Origin of the sequence: Phenylobacterium sp. (genome assembly GCF_004299445.1) — a bacterium.
Taxonomy (GTDB): Bacteria; Pseudomonadota; Alphaproteobacteria; order Caulobacterales; family Caulobacteraceae; genus Phenylobacterium.
Window position 1 is genome coordinate 1 of the sequence record NZ_SCTC01000080.1, and the last position, 20,090, is coordinate 20,090.

The following is a 20,090-nucleotide window of genomic DNA, read 5'->3' on the forward strand; positions in this document are numbered from 1 at the left end:
AACGGTCCTAAGGTAGCGAAATTCCTTGTCGGGTAAGTTCCGACCTGCACGAATGGCGTAACGACTTCCCCACTGTCTCCAGCATAGGCTCAGTGAAATTGAATTCCCCGTGAAGATGCGGGGTTCCCGCGGTCAGACGGAAAGACCCTATGAACCTTTACTATAGCTTCGCCTTGGCGTTAGCGACCGTATGTGTAGGATAGGTGGGAGGCTATGAAGCCGGGGCGCCAGCTCTGGTGGAGCCATCCTTGAAATACCACCCTTACTGTCGTTGACGTCTAACCGAGGGCCGTTATCCGGTCCCGGGACATGGCGTGGTGGGTAGTTTGACTGGGGCGGTCGCCTCCTAAAGTGTAACGGAGGCGCGCGATGGTGAGCTCAGAGCGGTCGGAAATCGCTCGTCGAGTGCAATGGCATAAGCTCGCCTGACTGCGAGACTGACAAGTCGAGCAGAGACGAAAGTCGGCCATAGTGATCCGGTGGTCCCGCGTGGAAGGGCCATCGCTCAACGGATAAAAGGTACTCTAGGGATAACAGGCTGATTTTGCCCAAGAGTCCATATCGACGGCAAAGTTTGGCACCTCGATGTCGGCTCATCACATCCTGGGGCTGGAGCAGGTCCCAAGGGTTCGGCTGTTCGCCGATTAAAGTGGTACGTGAGCTGGGTTCAGAACGTCGTGAGACAGTTTGGTCCCTATCTGCCGTGGGTGTACGAAGCTTGAGAGGATCTGTCCCTAGTACGAGAGGACCGGGATGGACACACCTCTGGTGGACCTGTCGTGGCGCCAGCTGCGCAGCAGGGTAGCTAAGTGTGGAATAGATAACCGCTGAAAGCATCTAAGCGGGAAACTAACCTCAAAACAAGGCTTCGCTGAGAGCCGTGGTAGACCACCACGTTGATAGGCCAGGTGTGGAAGTGCCGCGAGGCATGGAGCTTACTGGTACTAATCGCTCGATCGGCTTGATCGTTCTTAGTAAAACTTATGAGCGCTTTGCAGAGCAGCTCTGATGTCTTCTCAAATCTGATCCGCTTCATTGACCTGGTGGCTTTGTCGAGAAGTCCCCACCCGATCCCATCCCGAACTCGGTCGTTAAGCTTCTCAGAGCCGATGGTACTTCGTCTCAAGGCGCGGGAGAGTAGGTCGCCGCCAGGTCTATCAAGCGGATCAGGATCCAGAACCCTTCAATTCACGATGCCAGCAAGGCTTTGCCGCGGGGTGGAGCAGCCCGGTAGCTCGTCAGGCTCATAACCTGAAGGTCACAGGTTCAAATCCTGTCCCCGCACCCAAAGCTTCGTTTCGCCATTGGACAGCCTCCTTCGGGAGGCTTTTTTGATTCTGGCGCCATGAGGGCAGGTCCCGAGCCTTCTGGGCGCGCCGTTGCGCTCGATGGGCGTGGCGTGGGGCTCTGACAGCGACCCTGCAATGCCGAATCCCCAGCCGGTCGTCGTGAAATGCGCCAAGGCGAGCCGCCATGAGGCGGGGCTGGCTGCGTGAGCGGCGGCCGATGCGAGCCCGTCGGAACGTTGGACGTTCTGATCAGGTCACCTTTGCGACGCGTAGCGAGTTGGTGCCGCCGGACTTCCCGAACGGGATGCCCGCGATCACCACGATCTCGTCGCGCCGCTTTGCAAAGCCGCTCTTCAACGCGAGCGCGGCGGCCTGCGAAACCGTCTCGGTCATCGTGTGGGTGGTGTCAGACGTCAGGGCGTGGACGCCCCAGACGAGCGCCAGCCGCCGCGCGGTTTGGATGCTGGGGGTCAGGCCCAGAATCGGGCTGTCTGGCCGTTCGCGCGCGATGCGGATGGCCGTGCGACCCGAGAGGGAGAAGGCGGCGATCGCCTTGGCCTCGATCGTCTCGGCCACCTGGCGAGCGGCCGCACAGATGGCGTCGCCCGCCGACTTGTCCGGTGTGGGCCGGGCCGCGGCGCGGGCCGCCTTGAGGTCCTCGTCCTCCTCGGTGCGGGCGATGATCCGATCCATCATCCGCACGGTTTCCACCGGGTATTTGCCCGTGGCGCTCTCGGCTGAGAGCATGACCGCGTCGGCTCCGTCGAACACCGCGGTGGCCACGTCCGAGGCCTCCGCCCGGGTGGGGGCGGGGTTCTCGATCATGCTCTCCATCATCTGGGTCGCAACGATGACCGGCTTTCCGTGACGATGGGCGGCGCGGATCAGGCGCTTCTGGATCAGCGGCACGTCCTCGGCCGGCAGTTCGACGCCCAGGTCGCCGCGGGCCACCATGATGGCGTCCGACAGGCGCATCACCTCGTCGATGGACTGCAGTGCGCCAGGCTTCTCGATCTTGGACAGGATGAAGGCCCGGTCCCCGACCAGCTCCCGAGCCTCGGCGACATCCTCTGGCCGTTGGACGAACGACAGCCCGATGTAATCGCACCCGTGCTCGAGCGCGAAGGCGAGGTCCGAGCGGTCTTTGGAGGTCAGCGCCGGGATCGGAAGGGTCAGGCCGGGGAGGTTGACGCCCTTGTGGTCGCTCAGGCGTCCGCCCACGATCACGCGGGTGTCGAGGAAGTCGGGCGTCTGGCGGGTGACCTCGAGGCGGACCTTGCCGTCGTCGAGCAGCAGAACCGAGCCAGGAGAGGCCGCCGCCATGATTTCAGGGTGCGGCAGTTGCACGCGCTGACCATCGCCGGGCCGCTCCTGCAGGTCGAGGCGCAGCGTGCGCCCCCACTGCAGCACGACCCCGCCGCCGGCGAAGCGGCCGACCCGGAGCTTGGGGCCCTGAAGGTCGGCTAGGATCCCGATCGGGCGGCCCGTCTTCTTCTCGACCTTGCGAATGCGATCGACGACCTCGGCGTGGCCATCCTGGCTGCCGTGGCTGAAATTCAGGCGGAAGACGTCTGCGCCCGTTCGGAACAGCTCCTCCAGCCGCTCGAGGCTCGACGAGGCGGGCCCGATGGTGGCCACGATCTTCACCCGCCGGCGGCGCCGGATGCCTTCAGCCACGCGGGTGGTCTCCTTGCAGAACGGCCCGGGAATCGGGGCGACCCCGGACGCCTGAATTTGACGGTCATGAGCCTTGCCAGCAAGCAACGGTCACGCCGATGGCCTGGTTTCCATTGTCGGAATGGCGGCGGGTCGAACGTCCTGGGTCCAGGACGAGCGTAAAGGAGGGTTAGATGCCCTATGTGGACGGGTTCGTGCTGGCGGTGCCGAGGGCGAACCTCGAGGCGTACAAGGAGATGGCCCGCATCGGCGGCGAGGTGTGGATGGACCACGGTGCGCTCAGCTACGTCGAGTGTATCGGCGACGACGTGCCGCTGGGCGAACTGACTTCGTTCCCCCGCGCCGTGCAGGCGAAGGAGGGCGAGGTGGTGGTGTTCTCCTGGATCACGTACGAGAGCCGGGCGAAGCGCGACGAAGTCAACGCCAAGGTCATGGCCGACCCGCGGATGAAGGGCTCTGCCGCCGACATGCCGTTTGACGGCAAGCGCATGATCTTCGGCGGCTTCGAGAGCTTCCTCGCGCGCTAGCAGAACCAGTGCAGATGCGGTCCCGATGCTGCGCAGCGGGGTCGCATTACCGCGATTTATGTTGGCCCTGAGCGCGGGGCGGGGGAGAGAAGGCCCGGGACGCGTACCTGGAGCCGCCTGCCTTGATCTCCGAACTCGCCGCATTGGCCCTGGCCGCGCAGGGGCCCGAGCTGCCGCGCATGCCGGCCATCCAGCGGCAGCCTCAGATCACCTACGTCGACCGCAGCGGCGCCGTGATCGGTGTGCGGGGCGGGCGATATGCGCCGCCGGTCGACGTGAACCGGTTGCCCAAGCACGTGCCGGGCGCGATTGTCGCCATCGAGGACCGCCGCTTCTACGAGCACACCGGGTTCGATCCGCGCGGCATGGCCAGCGCCGTCGTGGGCGGTCTGACCGGCGGGCGGATGCGCGGGGCATCCACCATCACCCAGCAGACCGCGCGGTTGCTGTTCCTGAACCAGGACCGCACGCTGGAGCGCAAGGCCATCGAGCTGGTCTATGCCGTCGAGCTGGAGAAGACCTACTCCAAGGCCCAGATCCTCGGGATGTACATGAGCCGCGCCTATTTCGGCGCCGGCGCCTATGGCTACGAAGCCGCGGCTCAACGCTACTTCAACAAGCCGGCGGCGAAGCTCTCGATCAAGGAAGCCGCCATGCTGGCGGGCGTCCTGAAGTCGCCCGTGAACTACGACCCGATCAACCAGTACGAGGCCTGTCTGGAACGCGCGAACCTGGTGCTGGACGTCATGGTCGAGAACGGAGTGATCACCGCGGCCGAACGCGACAAGGCCAAGGGCCAGAAGCCCCGGGTGTGGAAAACCGCGCCGAATGGCGCGGCGCAGTACTTCGTTGACTGGGTGGACGGCGAAGTCCGCCGGATGGTCCCGAAGCCGAACCGCGACCTCATCGTCGAGACCACGCTGGACCAGGCGATGGAGCGCGCCGCGGGCGAGGCTGCGAAGTCGGTCGTCGCGCGGTACAAGGCGCAGGCCACCGACCAAGCGGCGATCGTGGCCATCGACGGGCAGGGGCGTGTGCGGGCGTTGGTGGGCGGAACCGACCACGCCACCGCGCCCTACAACCGCGCCGTCAATGCGCGGCGGCAGGCGGGCTCGGCGTGGAAGCCGTTCGTCTACCTGACCGCTCTGGAGCAGGGGCGCACGCCCACGACCGAGGTCGTCGACGAGCCGGTGACTATCAACGGCTGGTCGCCCAGCAATTATGACGCCGGCAGCTATCTCGGGCCCATCACGCTCGAGCTGGCGCTGGCCAAGTCGGTGAACACAGTCGCCGCGCGTCTGGCCGACGAAGTGGGCCGCCCGAACATCGCCGCGACCGCCCGGCGGATCGGCATCCAGTCCGCGGTCAACACCGACCCGGCCATGGCGCTCGGCACCACCCTGGTCTCCCCGCTGGAGATGACCCAGGCATATGCCGCGTTCTCGAACGGTGGAAACCGAGTGCAAGCCTATGGCATTGAGCGGATCCGCTCGGGCGGCCAGGTCATCTATCAGAAGCGGCCCCCCGCGCCGGTCCCGGCCATCGCCAACCCGGCGCTCAGCGAGCTGAACCAGATGATGCGCACCGTCATGGTTGCGGGCACGGGCGGCCGCGCCGCGGCGCCGGGCTATGACCTGGCCGGCAAGACGGGCACCACATCAGACTACAAGGACGCGTGGTTCTGCGGCTACACCGGCTATCTGGCCAGTTGCACCTGGATGGGCCGCGACGACGCCAAGCCCATGGGGCGGATCAGCGGCGCCACCGCGCCGGCCGAAATGTGGCGCCAGTTCATGAGCACGGCGCTGAAGCGAGTCCCGAACCAGGCGATCCCCGTGGGGCCCGCTGCCCCCGCGCCCGCGCCGCCGGTTCAGGTGGCGAGCCAACAGACCGCCGAGGATTCCGACCAGGCCGCGGAAGAACCTCCGACCGACTGAGCTGGTCGCCGCCCCCTGGACTGACGCCCGGGCATGCCAACTTAATGCCGCGGAGTCGCGCGCCGCTGAGCAGAGACGCGACCTGAACTCGGGGAGGCGGGCCCATGTCGACAGGCCTTTTCAGCGACCTGCTGGTCGTGGACTGCGCGAGCTTCATTGCGGGGCCGGCGGCGGCGACGGTGCTGAGCGACTTCGGCGCACGGGTGATCAAGATCGAGCCGCCAGGGATCGGCGACGCCTATCGCAACCTCTTCCGCCTGCGCGGCACGCCGGATGACGTCGACTACTTCTGGGCGCTCGACAGCCGCAACAAGGAGAGCCTAGCGCTGGATCTGCGTCGGGCCGAGGCCCAGGCCGTGCTGCGGACGCTGGTCCGCAAAGCCGACGTTTTCATCACCAACATCCCGTTCCCTGCGCGCGAGCGGCTGGGCGTGCGCGCCCAGGACCTCATGCCCCTGAACTCGCGGCTGATCTACGCGTCGCTCACGCCTTACGGCGAGCACGGGCCCGAGCGCGACCGCACCGGCTTCGACGCCACCGTCTGGTGGGCGCGATCGGGGCTGATGGACCTGGTCCGCCCGACCGCTGGCGCCGAGCCCGCGATCTCGATGCCGGGGATGGGCGATCACCCCACGGCCATGGCGATGTACGGCGCGATCCTGACAGCGCTCTACAAGCGCCAGCTGACCGGCGAGGGCTCGGAGGTCAGCACCTCCCTGCTGGCGAACGGGCTGTGGGCCAACGGTTGCCAGGTCCAGGCCGCGCTGTGCGGCTACGAGCTGGCGCCGAGGCCGAAGCGCGGCGACCGGGGCGCGCTGAACGAGATGTATCGCGCCAGCGACGACCGTCATTTCATCATCGTCAGCACCAATCCCGCCCGCGACTGGCCGCTGCTGGCCAAGGCGGTGGGGCATGCGGAATGGCTGGAGGACCCGCTGTTCGCGACCCCGGAGGCCCGCCTGATGAACGGCCCGGACCTGGTCGCCCGGTTCGACGCCACGTTCGCCGAGCACCCCTACGAGCACTGGTCGAAGATCCTGTCCGAGGGCGACGTCACCTTCGGCATCGTAGCGACGATCTACGACCACTTCACCGACGGCCAGATCGAGGCGAACGGCCTGTTCCCCGAGTTCTCGGACCACTGGTTGCGGACCGTCGACAGCCCCTTCCAGGTTCAGGGCGAGGCCAAGCTGCCCCCGCGCATGGCGCCCGACATCGGCCAGCACACGCGCGCGCTGCTGGCCGAGTTCGGTTGTTCGCCGGCCGAGATCGAGGCGCTGGCCGTCGACTAGCGATGCCCGGAAGGAGGCCGGGCGACGTGCTGAGCCCGGCCTTGTCTGGGGCTGCTGTGACAGCTGGCTTCCAGACTACATGCGGTAGCGAACACCGAAGATGATGGTGCGGCCAAAGTGGTTGTTCTCGTACGCCCGATTGGCTTGCTTATCGACGTAGCGGTCGCGGTAGTCGTCGGTCAGGTTGATACCTTCGATTGAGAGTTCGAGTTGCTCCGTGACCCGATACTTTACGGAGGCATCGACGTTCACTGAGGAGTTGTAGCCCTCGAAGACGTTCCCGGTGCCGGAGGCGTTGTCGATGAATCCGGAACGGTAGGCGATCGACGCACGGGCGCTGAACTTGCCCTCTTCATAGTAGAGCGTCGCGTTGTAGGCCCGCTTAGCCAGGCCATACAGCGTGGAGTCGACGTCCAGGCCGGGGAGAGCGCCGCCCGGCGTGGTGGCTGGACCAGAGACCCGGTACGTGACGTTCGAGTCCACGAAGGTGGCGTTCACGATGCCGCCGAAGTTCGACCAGAAGCTCGGCAGGAAGCTGAATGGCGCCTGGATGGCCAGTTCGACGCCCTTGAGGCTGCCACCGGTACCGTTCTCAATGGTGGAGATGGTCCAGGCCTGGCCCTCCACGTTCGATGCCGCGGGCGAGCTCGGGTTGATGATCGAGGTCGGCAGGCCCGTCGAGGCAAAGGTGCCTGTCCGGGTGACGCCAAGCGGGAACGACTGGATGTCCTTCTTGAAAACCGCAATTGACGCCAGCGCCTGGGGTGCGAAGTACCACTCTAGACCAACGTCGTAGGCCTTGGCCCGGAACGGGTCCAAGTTCGGGTTGCCGAACGTGACACGGTAGTTGAAGCCATCGACCGTGCCGCCGGGCGTAAGGTTGCCGAGGTTCGGCCGCGTCATCACTTCGGACGCCGCAGCGCGGATGATGATGTCGTCGGTGGGGAACAGGGCGAGGTTCACGGCCGGCAGCCAGTCGTGATACTTGCGCTTTACCGTCACCGCGACGCCGTTGTTAAGGCCCGTGGAGGACTGGTCGGTTTCCATGTAGCGAACGCCGGCATTGGCCGCGTAGCGCAGGCCGCCGATCTCGCCCTTGAAATTGGCCTGCAGGTAGCCGCCGGTGTCTTCCTCGCGCACCGAGCGGATATTGCCGGTGTCGGGCGCGGCGGTGCGCCCGTAAAGGCCGGTGAGGGCGGCGGCGGCGTCGATGTCGGGGATGATCCAGGTCGTCGTCGTGCCGGTGGGTTGGCCAGCGTTGCCGAGGTTCACGGTCTTGCTAAGCGCCTGCGTCGCTGCAAAGCCGTAGACGGCCGTCGGTCCGAACACGCTGGACGGCGTGCAGGTGATCGTGCTGCGCACGACGTCTGGTCCCGCCGTCGTCCGGGTCGGGCACACGACCGTGTCGCGGGTATAGGCCTCGAGGTCGAAGTCGAAGCGGCGGTAGACACCGCCGGCCACGAATTGCACGCCCTCGGTCATGTCCCATTCCACGCGCCCGGACAGGGTCCGGAACTTGTTGGTGTTGTTGGACGGTCGGTCGCGGATCTCCGCCAGCTGGAAGCTCGCCGGATCCGTGACGCTCGTGCCGAAGGCGAGCAGGGGGCTACGCGCGTCGGTGTAGTCGTAGCGGTAGCCGGCGGCGTCGCGGTCGTCGTAGACGAAAGTCGTCTCGACCGGGATGTCGGCATCCGACTTCGAGACACCACCCAGGACGTTGGCGCGGAAGGTGTCCGTGAACTCGTGGCTGGCGTTGAAGCTGAGCTGGTAGAACTCGGTCTGCGACTTGCGCTTGTAGTTTTCGGTCCGCACCCACGCATCGTCGAACGTGCCCGCGATTATGCTGTTGGTTGCCGTGTCGATGGTCAGGTTTCGGGCGTCGATCGCGCGTTCGTTCGAGCGGAACAACACCTCTGCCCACGCCTCGGTGCGGGTCTCGCGGAACCGCGAATAGAGGCCGTCGAACGAGACCTTCGTGCGTTCTGTAGGCGCCCACTGGAGGCTGCCGGTGAGACCCAGTCGCTCACGATCGTGGCCGATGTTGCCGTAGCGCGGGATACGGGGATGGAAGGCCAGGGCAGCGGCGTTGCAGGCGGCGCCCGGGACATAGGTCCCGCCACTGTTCTGCGTCGTGAAGCAGCGCACGCCATCGACAGAGTCGAATCTCGCTTGCGCCCAGCGGACCGTGTTGTTGCCGAGCTCGAGCGTATCGTTCTCGCTATAGGCGACCGATAGCGACGCACCGAAAACACCATCCTCAGACCGCCATGCGGCCAGCCCGGCCAGGCGTGGGCCGATGTTGTCGCTCAGATCATTGTACTGCCCTTGGGCTGAGGCCACGAAGGTCAGGCCATCCTTGCCGGCGAGGGGATTGCCGGTGTTGAGATCGACCACCGCGCCCAGCGAACCCTCGTCGAGCGAGGCCTCGGCGGTCTTGTGCACGACGAGCGAGTTGAAGAGTTCGGACGCGAATACGTTGAAGTCGAAGGCGCGCTCCCGGTTGGGGCTGGCGCCGTCTGTGGAGGTGGCGATGGCCTCCAGGCCATTGACGCGAACCCGCGTAAACTGGCCCGACAGACCCCGCACCGTGATGGCGCGTCCTTCGCCGCCGTCGCGCTGGATGGAAATGCCGGGGATCCGCTGGAGAGACTCGGCCAGGTTCTGGTCGGGGAACTTCGCGATGTCCTCAGCGACGATGACGTCGACGGACGAGACGGACTCCCGCTTCACCGCGATCGCAGCGCCCAGGGATTGTCGGAAGCCGGTGACGACGACTTCTTCGACCTCGTCGGGGGCTGTGGCCGCCTGGGCGGCAGCCTGGCTTGCGAGGCCGAGGCCCAGGGCCAGCATGGACGCGCCGCAAACCAGTTGGCGCAGACGCATTTCGCCCGTTCGGACCATAAGCATACCCTCCCCATGCGCCGGTGTTCTCCCGGCCGTCGCCGAATAGTCGACATTGCTACCGGTGGCGCCATCAGTGACACCGGTGTCATGCAGGGTAGCCAAACCGCGGCGAAATGCAATGGCGCAGGCGCCACAGTGGTGCGGTTTCAGCCCGACTACGGCAACGCGCGATAGATCAGGCGCCTGAACCGGGCCTCGCCGCGGCCGGCTGCGAACAGGGCGGGGCGCAGGGCCATGAAGCCGCCGCGGACGTTGTGATGATAGCCTGACACCTCCATCTGGCGATCGAACTTGGTCCAGGTCCGTCCGTCAGGGCTGGTGTGAAAGGTGACGATGTGGCGGTCGTTCTTCATGCGGATGCGCATGCGCCGCCCGTTCGGATTCGCGGGGCGGCCGCGCTCGATCCCGTACTGGTGGGTGACGAAGGCCGTCTGGTTGAAGGACAGGCCGCAGTAGAGCTGCTTGTCGTAGAACAGCAGGATCCCGGCCGAGCCGTCGGCGGGAATCTCGATGTCGACTTCGACCTCATAGGCCTGGTCGGGCGCGATGAAGGTGAGGGGCGGGGAGTCCTTCGGCGCCGTCCCGCGCGCGGTCAACACCAGGGCGTTGTCGAAGCGCACACGGGCGAGCTCGTCGGGCGCCGGGTCGGCGAACCCCCACTGCACGCCCAGTTTCGAGACGGTGAAATCGTCTGAGAAGGCCAGGCCATGCGGACCCGGCTTGCCGCCGCGGGGCTTCCTGAGGGGCTTTGACAGGTCGCCGCCCTTGGCGCGGAACCAACCGTCGGTGGTCCATTCGATCGGGTCCAACAGGCACTGGCGGCCCAGGGTCCAGAAGCCGTTCTCATAGCCGTGGTAGACCATCCACCAGTCGCCGGCCGGCCCTTCGACCAGGGTGGCGTGGCCTCTCGACCACCACTTCTCATCGCGTGAGACGGTGCGCACGACGGGATTGTGAGGGCAGTTCTCCCAGGGGCCGTGGATCGAGCGCGAGCGCGCGACGATGACCATGTGGCCGGTGGGCGGCCCCGCCGTCCCGCCGACGGCCGTGATCTGATAGAACCAGTCTCCGCGCCGAGTGATCTTCGGTCCTTCCGGCGCAAAGCCCTCGACGTCCCAGTCCGCCGGGTAACGCCACGGGTCGTAGACGTGCTCGACCGGACCGTCGGTGGAGAGCCCGTCGTCGGTCAGCCGCACACGGTCGCCGCCTGACAGGAACAGGTAGCGCTTTCCGTCTTCGCCCACCGCATGGCCCGGGTCGATGTGGGCCGGCAGCTTCAGGTCGATCGGCTCGCTCCATGGCCCGCGGATATCGTCGGCCCAGATCACGTAGATCGAGCGCCGGTCCGGATACCGGGCCGGAATGTAAATGTAGTAGCGACCGTTGTGCCGGATCAGTTCGCAGGCCCAGACCGAGCCGATCGGCGTCTTGAGCGCCGCGGTGATCGGGGCCCAGTTCACCAGGTCCCGCGAGTGCCAGATCACCACGCCGGGATAGGCCTCGAAGGACGAGAACGTCATATAGTAGTCGGAGCCGTCCTTAAGGATCGTGGGATCCGGACGGTCTCCAGCGACGATGGGGTTCAGGAACGTTCCATCGCCGAGGTCGGCCGTGCGCTGCCCTTCGACGCCGCGACGCCACGTGGGCGCTGCGGCCGCCGCGGGGAGGGCGGCGGCCGCGCCGAGGGCGCCGAAGGCCGTGCGGCGGGTAAGCTTCGACATGAGTCTCAGAACTTGTAGCGCACGCCCACGTAGAACTGCCGGCCGGTGTGGACGTATTCCTCCGAGCTCTTGCGCTCGGACGAGATCCAGCGGTCGTCGAACTCGTCGGTCAGGTTGATGCCCTCGACCGACAGCGTGAGCTTGTCGGTGACCTCGTAGCTGGCCGAGGCGTCGAAGTTCAGGGTGGAGAACTTGCCCCGCACGTCGTTGCCGTTGCCGCCCGGCACCGTCGACAGGTAGCCGTCGCGGTAAGAGGCGGAGACGCGAGCCTTCACCTTTTCATACTCGTAGTAGAGCGTCGCGTTGAACGAGTAGGGCGACAGGCCCACCAGCGGCTGGACGACCGTCGTCGGCGGGTTGGCGGCCGCGTTGGTGATGTATTCGATGTCGGACTTCACGTAGGTGAAGTTCACGATGCCCCCGAAGCGGTCGAACGGCCCGGGCAGGAACGTGAAGGGCCGCTGGATGCTGGCTTCCAGGCCCTTGAGCGACCCGCCGTCGGTGTTCTGCTGCTGCGTGACCGTGAAGATGGTGTCGGCTGTGTTGCCGTTGGAGAGCAGGCTGGTCGGCAGGCCCGTCTCCGAGAAGGGGATCGTGGACGCAGCGCTCTGGATGTAGCTCTTCAGGTCCTTGTAGAAGAAGCCCAGGGTGAACTGCGTCTCGCTGTCCGGGTACCACTCGAAGGAGAGATCGAAAGTATCGGCCCGGATCGGGTTGAGCAGCGGGTTGCCGACGTTCAGCGTGCGCGCGGTGTTATTGATCGTGCCGCCGGGGGTCAGGTTCGGCAGCTGCGGCCGCGACATCACCTTGGACGCCGCGAAGCGCACCATGACGTTGTCGACAGGCTCGACCACCACGTTCAGCGAGGGCAGCGTATCCTTGTAGCTGCGCGCGACGTTGACGTAGTTCACGCCGACGAAGCCGCGGGCTTCCTGGTCGGTGCGGGCATGGCGGATGCCGATGTTGCCGCGCACGGGCATGCCCCCGATCTCGGTGTCGAAGTCGGCCTGCAGGTAGGCCGAGAAGTCGCGCTCTTCGACGTCGCGGTTTGCGCCACGCTGGTTGTCGCCAGATAGGCGGAAATCGCCGAACTGGTTGATGCAGTTGCAGTTGATGCCCAGGGCCTCGGCCACCTTTTCCAGGTCGGGCGAAAGCCACGACGTCGGCGTCCCGGCCGGCAGATTGAGCCCTTTGCCGAAACCAGTGATGAGCTTGGAAAGCGTGGCGATGGTGACGCCCGGCGGCAGGGCCACGGCGCCTTCGGTGATGCCGCCCAGGACGAAGCGACGCTGCTCCTGGGTGCGGAAGTCGTACTCCTTGTAGAGCAGGCCGCCCTTCACCTGGAACACGTCGTTGACGTCGAACTCGAGGTCGGCGCGCACGTTCTTCAGCACGTTGACCGTTTTATTGGGCCGCATGCGGATGAGAGACGCATCGCCCAGCGCCAGTGTCGTGCCGAAGGTCCAGGACGCCGGGTTGGTGACGTCGAACCCGTAGTTGAAGCCGGGCTGCTTCAGGCTCTGCGTGTAGTCGTACTGGTAGCCGTCGCTGTCGTAACGATCGAACGAGATGGTCGTCTGGACCGGATTGTTCTGGATCGACGTGGACCGGCCGATCAGCAGGGAGCCGCGGAAGCGGTCATTGAACTCGTGATCGATCTGCAAGGCGATCTGGTTGAATTCGGTCTTCAGCCGGTCGTAGCGGTCCTCAGTTCGGACATCGACGTCGTCGAAGGTGGCTGAGACCAGATGGCCCTTGGAGTCGAAGACCGGGTTGCGCACGTCGGTCTGCGGGTTGCCCTGGCCCGAGCGGCTGAACGAGATGACCTCGAGGTAGTTCTCGCGCCGGCTGCCGTCGAGCAGGGCGTAGAGGCCGTCGAGGGTGAAGGTGGTGCTGTCGGTGGGCTTGAACTGGATCGCGCCGGTCGCGCCCGTACGCTCCCAGTCGTAGGTCAGCCGGCCATAGCGCGGGATCCGCGGGTGCCAGGCCGAGTTGACGTTCGAATAGGTCCCCACCGGCACGTTGCAGGGGCCGGGGGTCTGGAAGCAGCCGGCCGAGTTGGTGGGGACGCTCGGGTTCTCCCAGCGGCCGGTGGACGAGCCTTCTTCAAGGGTCGTGCGCTTGGCGTAGGCCAGCGAGAACAGGGCGCCCAGCTTGCCGTCGAACCAGGTGTCGCTGAGCAGCAGGGTGCCGCGCGGGTCCCACTTCTTAGAGAGGTCGTTGTAGCCGTACTGTCCGCCGACGGCGACGACACCCTCGCCGTAGTCGAACGGCTTGGCCGTACGCAGGTCGACGGTCGCGCCCAGCGATCCTTCCTCCACCTCGGCGGACTGCGACTTGCGCACCGTCAGGCGGTTGAACAGCTCCGAGGCGAAGATGTTGAAGTCGAAAGAGCGGCCGCGATTGGCGCCGCCCGAGCCGTCCTTGCCCCCGGTCGTGGCCAGCGCTTCCAGGCCGTTCAGACGGACGCGGGTGAAGTCGGAGGAAAGGCCGCGCACAGTGATCGTGCGGCCTTCGCCGCCGTCGCGGTCGATGGCGACGCCAGGGATGCGCTGAAGGCTCTCTGCCAGGTTCAGGTCGGGGAAGTCGGCGATGTCCTCGGCGTTGATGACGTCTACGATGTCGGTTTCGGCCTTCTTCACCGAGATTGCGCTGGCCAGGCTGGCGCGGAAGCCGGTCACCACCACTTCCTGCACTTCGTCGGCGCTGGCCTGGGCGAAGGCCGGACCCGCCAGGCCGGCGAGGATGAGGGTGGAAGCCCCACAGGCCAGCATGCGCAGCCGCGTCGTCGTCGCAGTCATCGTCTCACTCCCCGAGCGCCACTGTATCGCGGCTTAGTGGTTCCCAACCGGCTCATGTTGCAATGACACCGGTGTCATACTACCCTGAGACTCGCTTCCATAGGAGGCGAACGCCAGAATACTGGAGGGAACATGTCTGTCTGTGACACCGGTGTCAACAACTTGACGCTTCAGCCTGTCAGGATGGCGCGCCGGCCGAACCCCGTGTTCTCGGACGAGTATGGCGTAGTCCGCGACGTGCTGATCGGGGCGCGGCGCGAGGCGGGGCTGAGCCAACGGGCCCTTGCGGCCAGGCTGGGCAAGACCGGCTCACACGTTGCGATGATCGAGCGCGGCCAGCGGCGGGTGGACTTGCTGGAATTCTGCCGGATCGCCGAGAGCCTGGGCCTGTCGCCCGACGCCCTGGTGGGGCGGATCGCCACCCAGCTTTGCGCCCTGCGGGCGGCGGCATGAGCCCGGCCCGACGCCTTCGCGCAGGGGGCGGAGGCTAGCTCGCGAGCACCCTGTCCGGATCGGAGCCGAGACCCACATAGGCCTGGGTCACGGCGGTCCGGAAGGCTTCGTCTGCGGCGAGCGCGGCCGGGAACACCTCCGGCAGGGCCAGGAAACGGCCGACATCGTCCTTGCCGCCGTCACACTCCCGCCCAATCCCGGTCAGAACCTCCGCCAACGGATCGACGATGACGCCGCCGGCCCGGGCCTGATGCGCCACGAAGCGCATCCAGGCGGCGACGCCGACGACCAGTCGCCCTATCGGCCGGCCGTCCGCCAGCGCCTCGGTGATCGTCTCGAGCAGCCGGAAGCGCAGCTTCTGCGAGCCGTCCCACGCGATCTGCGACAGTTTGTGCACGATCGCAGGGTTGCGGAAGCGGGCGAGGATGCGGGTCACATAGTCTGGCAGGTCGAGCTCGGGGGCGTGCAGGCTGGCGGCGATATCCTCGCGCATCATCGCCTCGACGAAGCCCGCCAGACGCGGATGGTTCATGGCGTCGAAGACCGTCTCACAGCCCATTCCCAGGCCGGCGTAGGCGAGGGTGGAGTGGGCGCCGTTCAGCAATCTCAGCTTGGCGCGCTCGAACGGGGCGACCGCGCTGGCGACTGTCACCCCCGCCTCGCGGAACAGCTCGGCGTCGGCCCCCAGCTGATCCTCGACCACCCACTGTACGAACCGCTCGCGCTGGATCGGCCAGGCGTCTTCCAGGCCCAGGGCGGCGCGCACCTGCTGGCGCAGGGCTTCGTCGGTGGCCGGCGTAATCGAGTCGACCATACTGGACGGGAAGGGGGCCTCGCTCTCAATCCAGCGGGCCAACTCCCGGTCGCCGCGGGCCTCGCAGAACCGAACCACGGCGCGGCGCAGCTTCAGCCCGTTATCCGAGAGATTGTCGCAACTGATGGCCGTGAACGCCGGCAGATCATGACGGCGGCGCCGCGAAAGGCCCTCGGCGATCCAGCCGATCAGGCTGAGCGGGTGCTCGCGCCGTCCCAGATCTCGGCGAATGTCCGGATGCTCGAGGTCGAGTTCGCCCTCGGTGGTCAGGCAGTAGCCCTTCTCGGTCACCGTCGCGGTCACATAGCGGGCCTCGAGCAGACGGCGGAAGACCAGAGCCGGATCCTCGGGCGCCACGACCACCTGCAGGATCGAACCGACGACCTGCAGCGCCGGCGCGGCGTCCTTCTCGACCAGGGTGTAGAGCCCGTCCTGCGGCGTCAGCGCATCACGTACGTCCGGCGTTCGCAAAGAGACAGCGCAGACCGCCATGTCGGGCCGGCGTGAGAGCATCCGGTCGAAGTACCAGGCCTGGTGCGCGCGGTGGAAAGCACCCGGTCCGAAGTGCACGACGCCGATCCGCGCCAGCTCGCGATTATAGGCCGGTAGGCCGATCGGCGGAGGCACCCGAGCGAGCGTGGAACTGCAGAGACGCATCAACGGGGAAGGCCGTTCCGAAGCATTTGTAGATGGTAACCGGTGTCACCTAATCTGCATAGGAAGGCGGACCTGCTTCAGGCTTGTGGTTGCGGCCCGGCGCGGCGCAGGGGATATGAAGGCTAACAGTCGGCCCGAAGGATCGGTCACAACCCCCGTGAAGTCTCCGATGAGCAAGTCGCCCACGCCCGAAGAGGGGGCCTCCGAAGGCCTGCGGCGACGCCCCACGATCAACGATATCGCCCGCCTGGCCGGGGTCTCGAAGAAGACCGTGTCGCGGGTGATCAACGCTTCGCCGTTCGTCCGCGACGACACACGCGAGCGGATCCAGGCCGTTATCGCCGAACTGGGGTTCGCGCCCGACCCGCAGGCGCGGGGGCTGGCCTATGGGCGCGCGTTCCTGATCGGCCTCGTCTACGACAACCCCAACCCGCAGTACGTCGTGAACATGCAGCTCGGGCTGCTGGACGGCATGCGCAACTCGGGCTTCGAGCTGGTGGTGCACCCTTGCGACCGCTCCAGCCCCACGTTCCTGGACGACCTGCGCGCGTTCATCGAGCGCCAGCGGCTGTACGGGGTAGTGCTGACGCCGTCGGTGTCCGAGGACGAGCGGGCCGCCAAGCTGATGGCCGACATCGGTTGCGCCTACGTCCGCGTGGCCTCGGTGACCCTGGATACGCCCGACCACATGATCGAGACCCGCGACCGCCTGGGCGGACGCGAGGCTGCGGCCCACCTGGCCGAGCTAGGCCACACGAAGATTGCGTTCCTCTCGGGCCCGCCGACGTTCCGCTCCTCGCACGAGCGGCGATCGGGCTTCGAGGAGGCGCTGAACGAGCGCGGCCTGTCGCTGGCCAAGGCCTACGTGGCCGAGGGCGCCTATACCTACGAATCCGGCGTCGAATGCGGCCGCGCACTGCTGGAAATGGCCGACCGTCCCACCGCGATCTTCGCGGGCAACGACGAGATGGCCGCGGGCGTCCTGCAGGCCGCCCGTCAACTGGGAGTCCGGGTGCCCGAGGACGTCTCGGTGGTGGGCTTCGACGACTTCCAGATCGCGTCTCGCCTCTGGCCCACCCTGACCACGGTGCGGACCCCCACCCGCGAGATCGGCCGCCTGGCCGTGGAACGCCTGATGGGCCGAGAAGACGACAGCCGCGACCCGAAGAGCCGCCTGCCGTCGTTGGTGGTGCGGGAGTCGACGGCCCCGCCCGCGAAGAGGTGAGTCTTTAGCCGCCGGGTTCGCCGAGCCCCTCCGGCGGTTGCTTGCGGAGCGCTCCCACCGGCGTGAGCACCGTCCGCTCGATGATCTCGGCCATGGTCTCGGCGTCGACGCGGTCGAGGTTGCGGAGCCACCAGGCCAGCAGGTTCAGGATCGACGAGGTGAGATGGAACAGCAGCATCTCGTCCAGCGGATCTTGTGACGCCGACGAACGGGCGCGGCCCAGGGTCTCCAGGGTTTGGCGCAGCATGCCGGCGCGCACGGTCTCGCCCGCGCCGCCAGCGATCAGGGCGCGGTGGATCGGCAGGTTGTCCTGGACGAAGGCGCACAGCGAGCGGGCGGCTCCCCGGCGGTCCTTCTGCAGCAGGAGCGGTCGCACCTGGGTCAGGAAGTCTCCGGTCAGCGCATCCGCCACGTCGGCCAGCAGCGCCTCCTTGTCCGCATAGTGACGGAAGAAGGTCGCGTAACCGACGCCGGCGCGGGCGGCGATGGCGCGCACGGTGATCTCGTCCAGCGCGCTCTCGGTGGCCAAGTCGACCATGGCCTGACGCAGGGCGGCGCGCGTGCGGACGATCCGGGCGTCGAGGGCGATTGACATAGAGCGGCTGCACCCCGTTATGATCCAGTGTATATCGTAAGTGCTTCGTGGCGGCGTCAAGCCGGCGGCGCGATGAGACTTAAGACAAGTCCGGGCGCGAAGCACTGGGAAGAACCGCTGGGGGAGCCGTCGATGGCCATTTCGAAGAACATGACGCGAGCCGGGCTGGCCGCCTTGCTCGCGACGGCCGCTATGGGCGCTATGCTGGCCGGCGGCGCGACGGCGCAGGGCCCGGCGGCCCAGGCGGTCGACGACTTCGTCCTGCCCGACCAGCACTACCTGGCCCGTCAGCTCTACCGGATGGGCGACGCCAAGGCGGTGGTGCTGATCACATATGCCTCGGGCGATGCGACCGTGCGCAAGGAGGCCGCGACGTACGAGGCGCTGAAGGCCGCTTACAAGACCAAAGGCGTCGAGGTCATGATGCTGGCCTCGAAGCTGGGCGAGACCCGGGAGAAGGTGGCGCCCGAGGCCAAGGCGCTGGGCATCTCCATGCCCATCCTGTTCGACTACGACCAGCTGATCGGCGAGGGCCTGAACGTCACCCGCGCCGCCGAGGTGATCGTCGTCGACCCGAAATCGTGGACCGTGGCCTATCGCGGCCCGGTGGACGGCGCGGCCGCCACGCTCGACGCCCTGGTGGCCGGGAACAAGCCCTCGCTGGTGGTGCGCGCGGCGACCGGCGGCGCCATCGCCTTCCCCGAGCGGGGCCGGGCGCACGAGAAGATCAGCTACACCGCGACCATCGCTCCGATCGTCGAGAAGAAGTGCGCCACCTGCCACCAGCCGGGCGGCATCGGGCCCATGCCGCTCAACAGCTATGAGCAGGTGAAGGGCTTCTCGCCGATGATCCGCGAGGTGATCCGCACCAAGCGCATGCCGCCCTACCTGGCCGATCCCACCGTGGGCGCCTTCGCCCACGACGACCGGCTGACCGCGGCCGAGATCAAGACCCTGGTCCACTGGGTCGAGGCCGGCGCGCCGCGCGGCAAGGGCGAGGACCCGCTGGCCAAGATCAAGTTCGAGGCTCCGGACTGGCCCCTTGGCAAGCCGGACGTCATCGTCGAGATTCCGGAAGCCAAGATCCCGGCGACCGGCGTCATGGAATACCAGCGCCCGGTGGTGCCCAGCGTGCTTACCGAAGGCCGCTGGATGAAGGCCACCACCTTCCGCGTCACCGACCGCCAGGTGGTGCACCACATCCTGACCGGTGTCGTCGACGGCGAACAGAAGCCCGGCGCCACGGCGACGGAGTCGCAGTGGGGCGCGTCGCTGGGCGGCTACGGCCCGGGTCGTGGCTCGAACATTTCGCCCCCCGGAACCGGCACCTGGGTGCCGCCGTCGGGCGGCATCGCCTTCCAGAACCACTACACGCCTTACGGCAGGGAGACCGTCGAGAAGACCCAGATGGGCCTCTACTTCTACCCGAAAGGGCAGGAGCCGAAGTACGTGCTGCGCACCTTCGGCATCTTCGACTTCTCGCTGGTGATCCCGCCGGGCGAGGAGTGGCATCAGGAGAGCGCGTACATCGCCGTGCCCAAGGAGATGGTGCTGTACGGGCTGACCCCGCACGCCCACCACCGCGGCGGCTCGGTGCAGGTCGCGGTGATCTATCCGGACGGCAAGGAGCAGAAGCTGCTGTCCCTGCCGCGCTACGAGTTCGAGTGGCAGTACGAGTACTTCCTGAAGGACCCGCTGAAGATCCCGGCGGGCTCGAAGGTGGTCACCCGCTGGACCTTCGACAACTCGACCCGCAATCCGTCCAATCCCGACCCGACCAAGCGGGTCACCTGGGGCGAGCAGTCGTCGGAAGAGATGCTGGCCCTCTACCTCCACTACCGCTGGACGGACGAGACGGTTGCCAACCAGAAGCCCGAGAACGACAAGCTGATGCAGGCCGGGCTGATGATGGGCGTCATGGACGACGACATGAACGCCAAGCTGACGCCCGCCGAGCTCAAGGGGAACCTGGGCGAGAACATCAACAAGTACTTCGCCATGATCGACGCCAACAAGGATGGCGGCGTCGACCAGAAGGAGCTGGATGCGGCGCTGAAGATGATGCCGCGCGGCCGCCGAGGCGCTGCGCCGACGGCCAGCGCGACGCCCACCCCTGCGGGGGGCGTCCCGGGCGGGCAGTAGGGCCCCGTCGCCATCGCTCAAGCAAGAACGCCGGCGTCGTGAGACGCCGGCGTTTT

General features: G+C 66.7%; 12 protein-coding genes, 1 tRNA gene and 2 rRNA genes. 9 read left to right on the top strand and 6 right to left on the bottom strand.

All coding sequences use genetic code 11. The annotated features are described in order from the left end of the window. The 3 genes from EPN98_RS22085 to EPN98_RS22095 form a co-directional block, all read left to right on the top strand. Positions 1–969 (top strand): 23S ribosomal RNA (locus EPN98_RS22085); the annotation flags it as partial. A gap of 70 nt (positions 970–1,039) precedes the next feature. Beyond that, positions 1,040–1,154 (top strand): 5S ribosomal RNA (rrf, locus tag EPN98_RS22090). A 57-nt stretch (positions 1,155–1,211) separates the two neighbouring features. Further along, positions 1,212–1,288: transfer RNA gene (locus tag EPN98_RS22095), tRNA-Met, on the top strand. Positions 1,289–1,538: 250 nt separating this feature from the next. On the opposite strand, the gene pyk is transcribed toward EPN98_RS22095, so the two are convergent. Further along, positions 1,539–2,954, bottom strand: a complete 1,416-nt coding sequence (gene pyk / locus EPN98_RS22100) for a pyruvate kinase (protein WP_293365236.1) — start codon at positions 2,952–2,954, stop codon at positions 1,539–1,541. Positions 2,955–3,139: 185 nt separating this feature from the next. Between pyk and EPN98_RS22105 the strand changes: the two genes are divergently transcribed. The 3 genes from EPN98_RS22105 to EPN98_RS22115 all read left to right on the top strand — a co-directional run bounded on the left by EPN98_RS22105 (position 3,140) and on the right by EPN98_RS22115 (position 6,722). Then, the gene (locus EPN98_RS22105) at positions 3,140–3,493 is read left to right on the top strand and encodes a DUF1428 domain-containing protein (protein WP_293365103.1); all 354 of its coding nucleotides are present in this window, start codon (positions 3,140–3,142) and stop codon (positions 3,491–3,493) included. A gap of 122 nt (positions 3,494–3,615) precedes the next feature. Next, a complete protein-coding gene (locus EPN98_RS22110; RefSeq protein ID WP_293365104.1) occupies positions 3,616–5,430 on the top strand; it encodes a transglycosylase domain-containing protein in 1,815 nt (604 codons plus the stop codon). A gap of 104 nt (positions 5,431–5,534) precedes the next feature. Beyond that, positions 5,535–6,722 carry a CoA transferase gene (locus tag EPN98_RS22115; protein ID WP_293365105.1) on the top strand — a complete coding sequence of 396 codons (1,188 nt, stop codon included), beginning with the start codon at positions 5,535–5,537 and terminating at the stop codon, positions 6,720–6,722. A gap of 75 nt (positions 6,723–6,797) precedes the next feature. Here EPN98_RS22115 and EPN98_RS22120 read toward each other — a convergent pair whose 3' ends face one another. The 3 genes from EPN98_RS22120 to EPN98_RS22130 form a co-directional block, all read right to left on the bottom strand. Next, entirely contained in the window at positions 6,798–9,605 is a 2,808-nt protein-coding gene (locus EPN98_RS22120; protein ID WP_293365106.1) for a TonB-dependent receptor, read from the bottom strand. Positions 9,606–9,781: 176 nt separating this feature from the next. Beyond that, positions 9,782–11,347, bottom strand: coding sequence for a family 43 glycosylhydrolase (locus EPN98_RS22125; protein ID WP_293365107.1), 1,566 nt, complete (start codon positions 11,345–11,347; stop codon positions 9,782–9,784). Between the two features lie 5 nt (positions 11,348–11,352). Next, entirely contained in the window at positions 11,353–14,148 is a 2,796-nt protein-coding gene (locus EPN98_RS22130) for a TonB-dependent receptor (RefSeq protein ID WP_293365108.1), read from the bottom strand. A gap of 183 nt (positions 14,149–14,331) precedes the next feature. Here EPN98_RS22130 and EPN98_RS22135 point away from each other — a divergent pair, with 183 nt between their 5' ends. Beyond that, positions 14,332–14,601, top strand: a complete 270-nt coding sequence (locus tag EPN98_RS22135; RefSeq protein ID WP_293365109.1) for a helix-turn-helix transcriptional regulator — start codon at positions 14,332–14,334, stop codon at positions 14,599–14,601. Between the two features lie 34 nt (positions 14,602–14,635). On the opposite strand, the gene EPN98_RS22140 is transcribed toward EPN98_RS22135, so the two are convergent. Next, entirely contained in the window at positions 14,636–16,042 is a 1,407-nt protein-coding gene (locus tag EPN98_RS22140) for a mannitol dehydrogenase family protein (RefSeq protein WP_293365110.1), read from the bottom strand. Positions 16,043–16,241: 199 nt separating this feature from the next. Here EPN98_RS22140 and EPN98_RS22145 point away from each other — a divergent pair, with 199 nt between their 5' ends. Next, positions 16,242–17,297: a LacI family DNA-binding transcriptional regulator gene (locus EPN98_RS22145; RefSeq protein ID WP_293365111.1), complete on the top strand. Its 1,056-nt coding sequence runs from the start codon at positions 16,242–16,244 to the stop codon at positions 17,295–17,297. Between the two features lie 4 nt (positions 17,298–17,301). Here the strand turns inward: EPN98_RS22145 and EPN98_RS22150 are convergent, their stop codons facing one another. Beyond that, on the bottom strand, positions 17,302–17,892 hold the full coding sequence (locus EPN98_RS22150) for a TetR/AcrR family transcriptional regulator (RefSeq protein WP_293365112.1): 591 nt from the start codon (positions 17,890–17,892) through the stop codon (positions 17,302–17,304). A 132-nt stretch (positions 17,893–18,024) separates the two neighbouring features. Here EPN98_RS22150 and EPN98_RS22155 point away from each other — a divergent pair, with 132 nt between their 5' ends. Then, positions 18,025–20,034: a redoxin domain-containing protein gene (locus EPN98_RS22155; RefSeq protein ID WP_293365113.1), complete on the top strand. Its 2,010-nt coding sequence runs from the start codon at positions 18,025–18,027 to the stop codon at positions 20,032–20,034. Positions 20,035–20,090 lie beyond the last annotated feature (56 nt).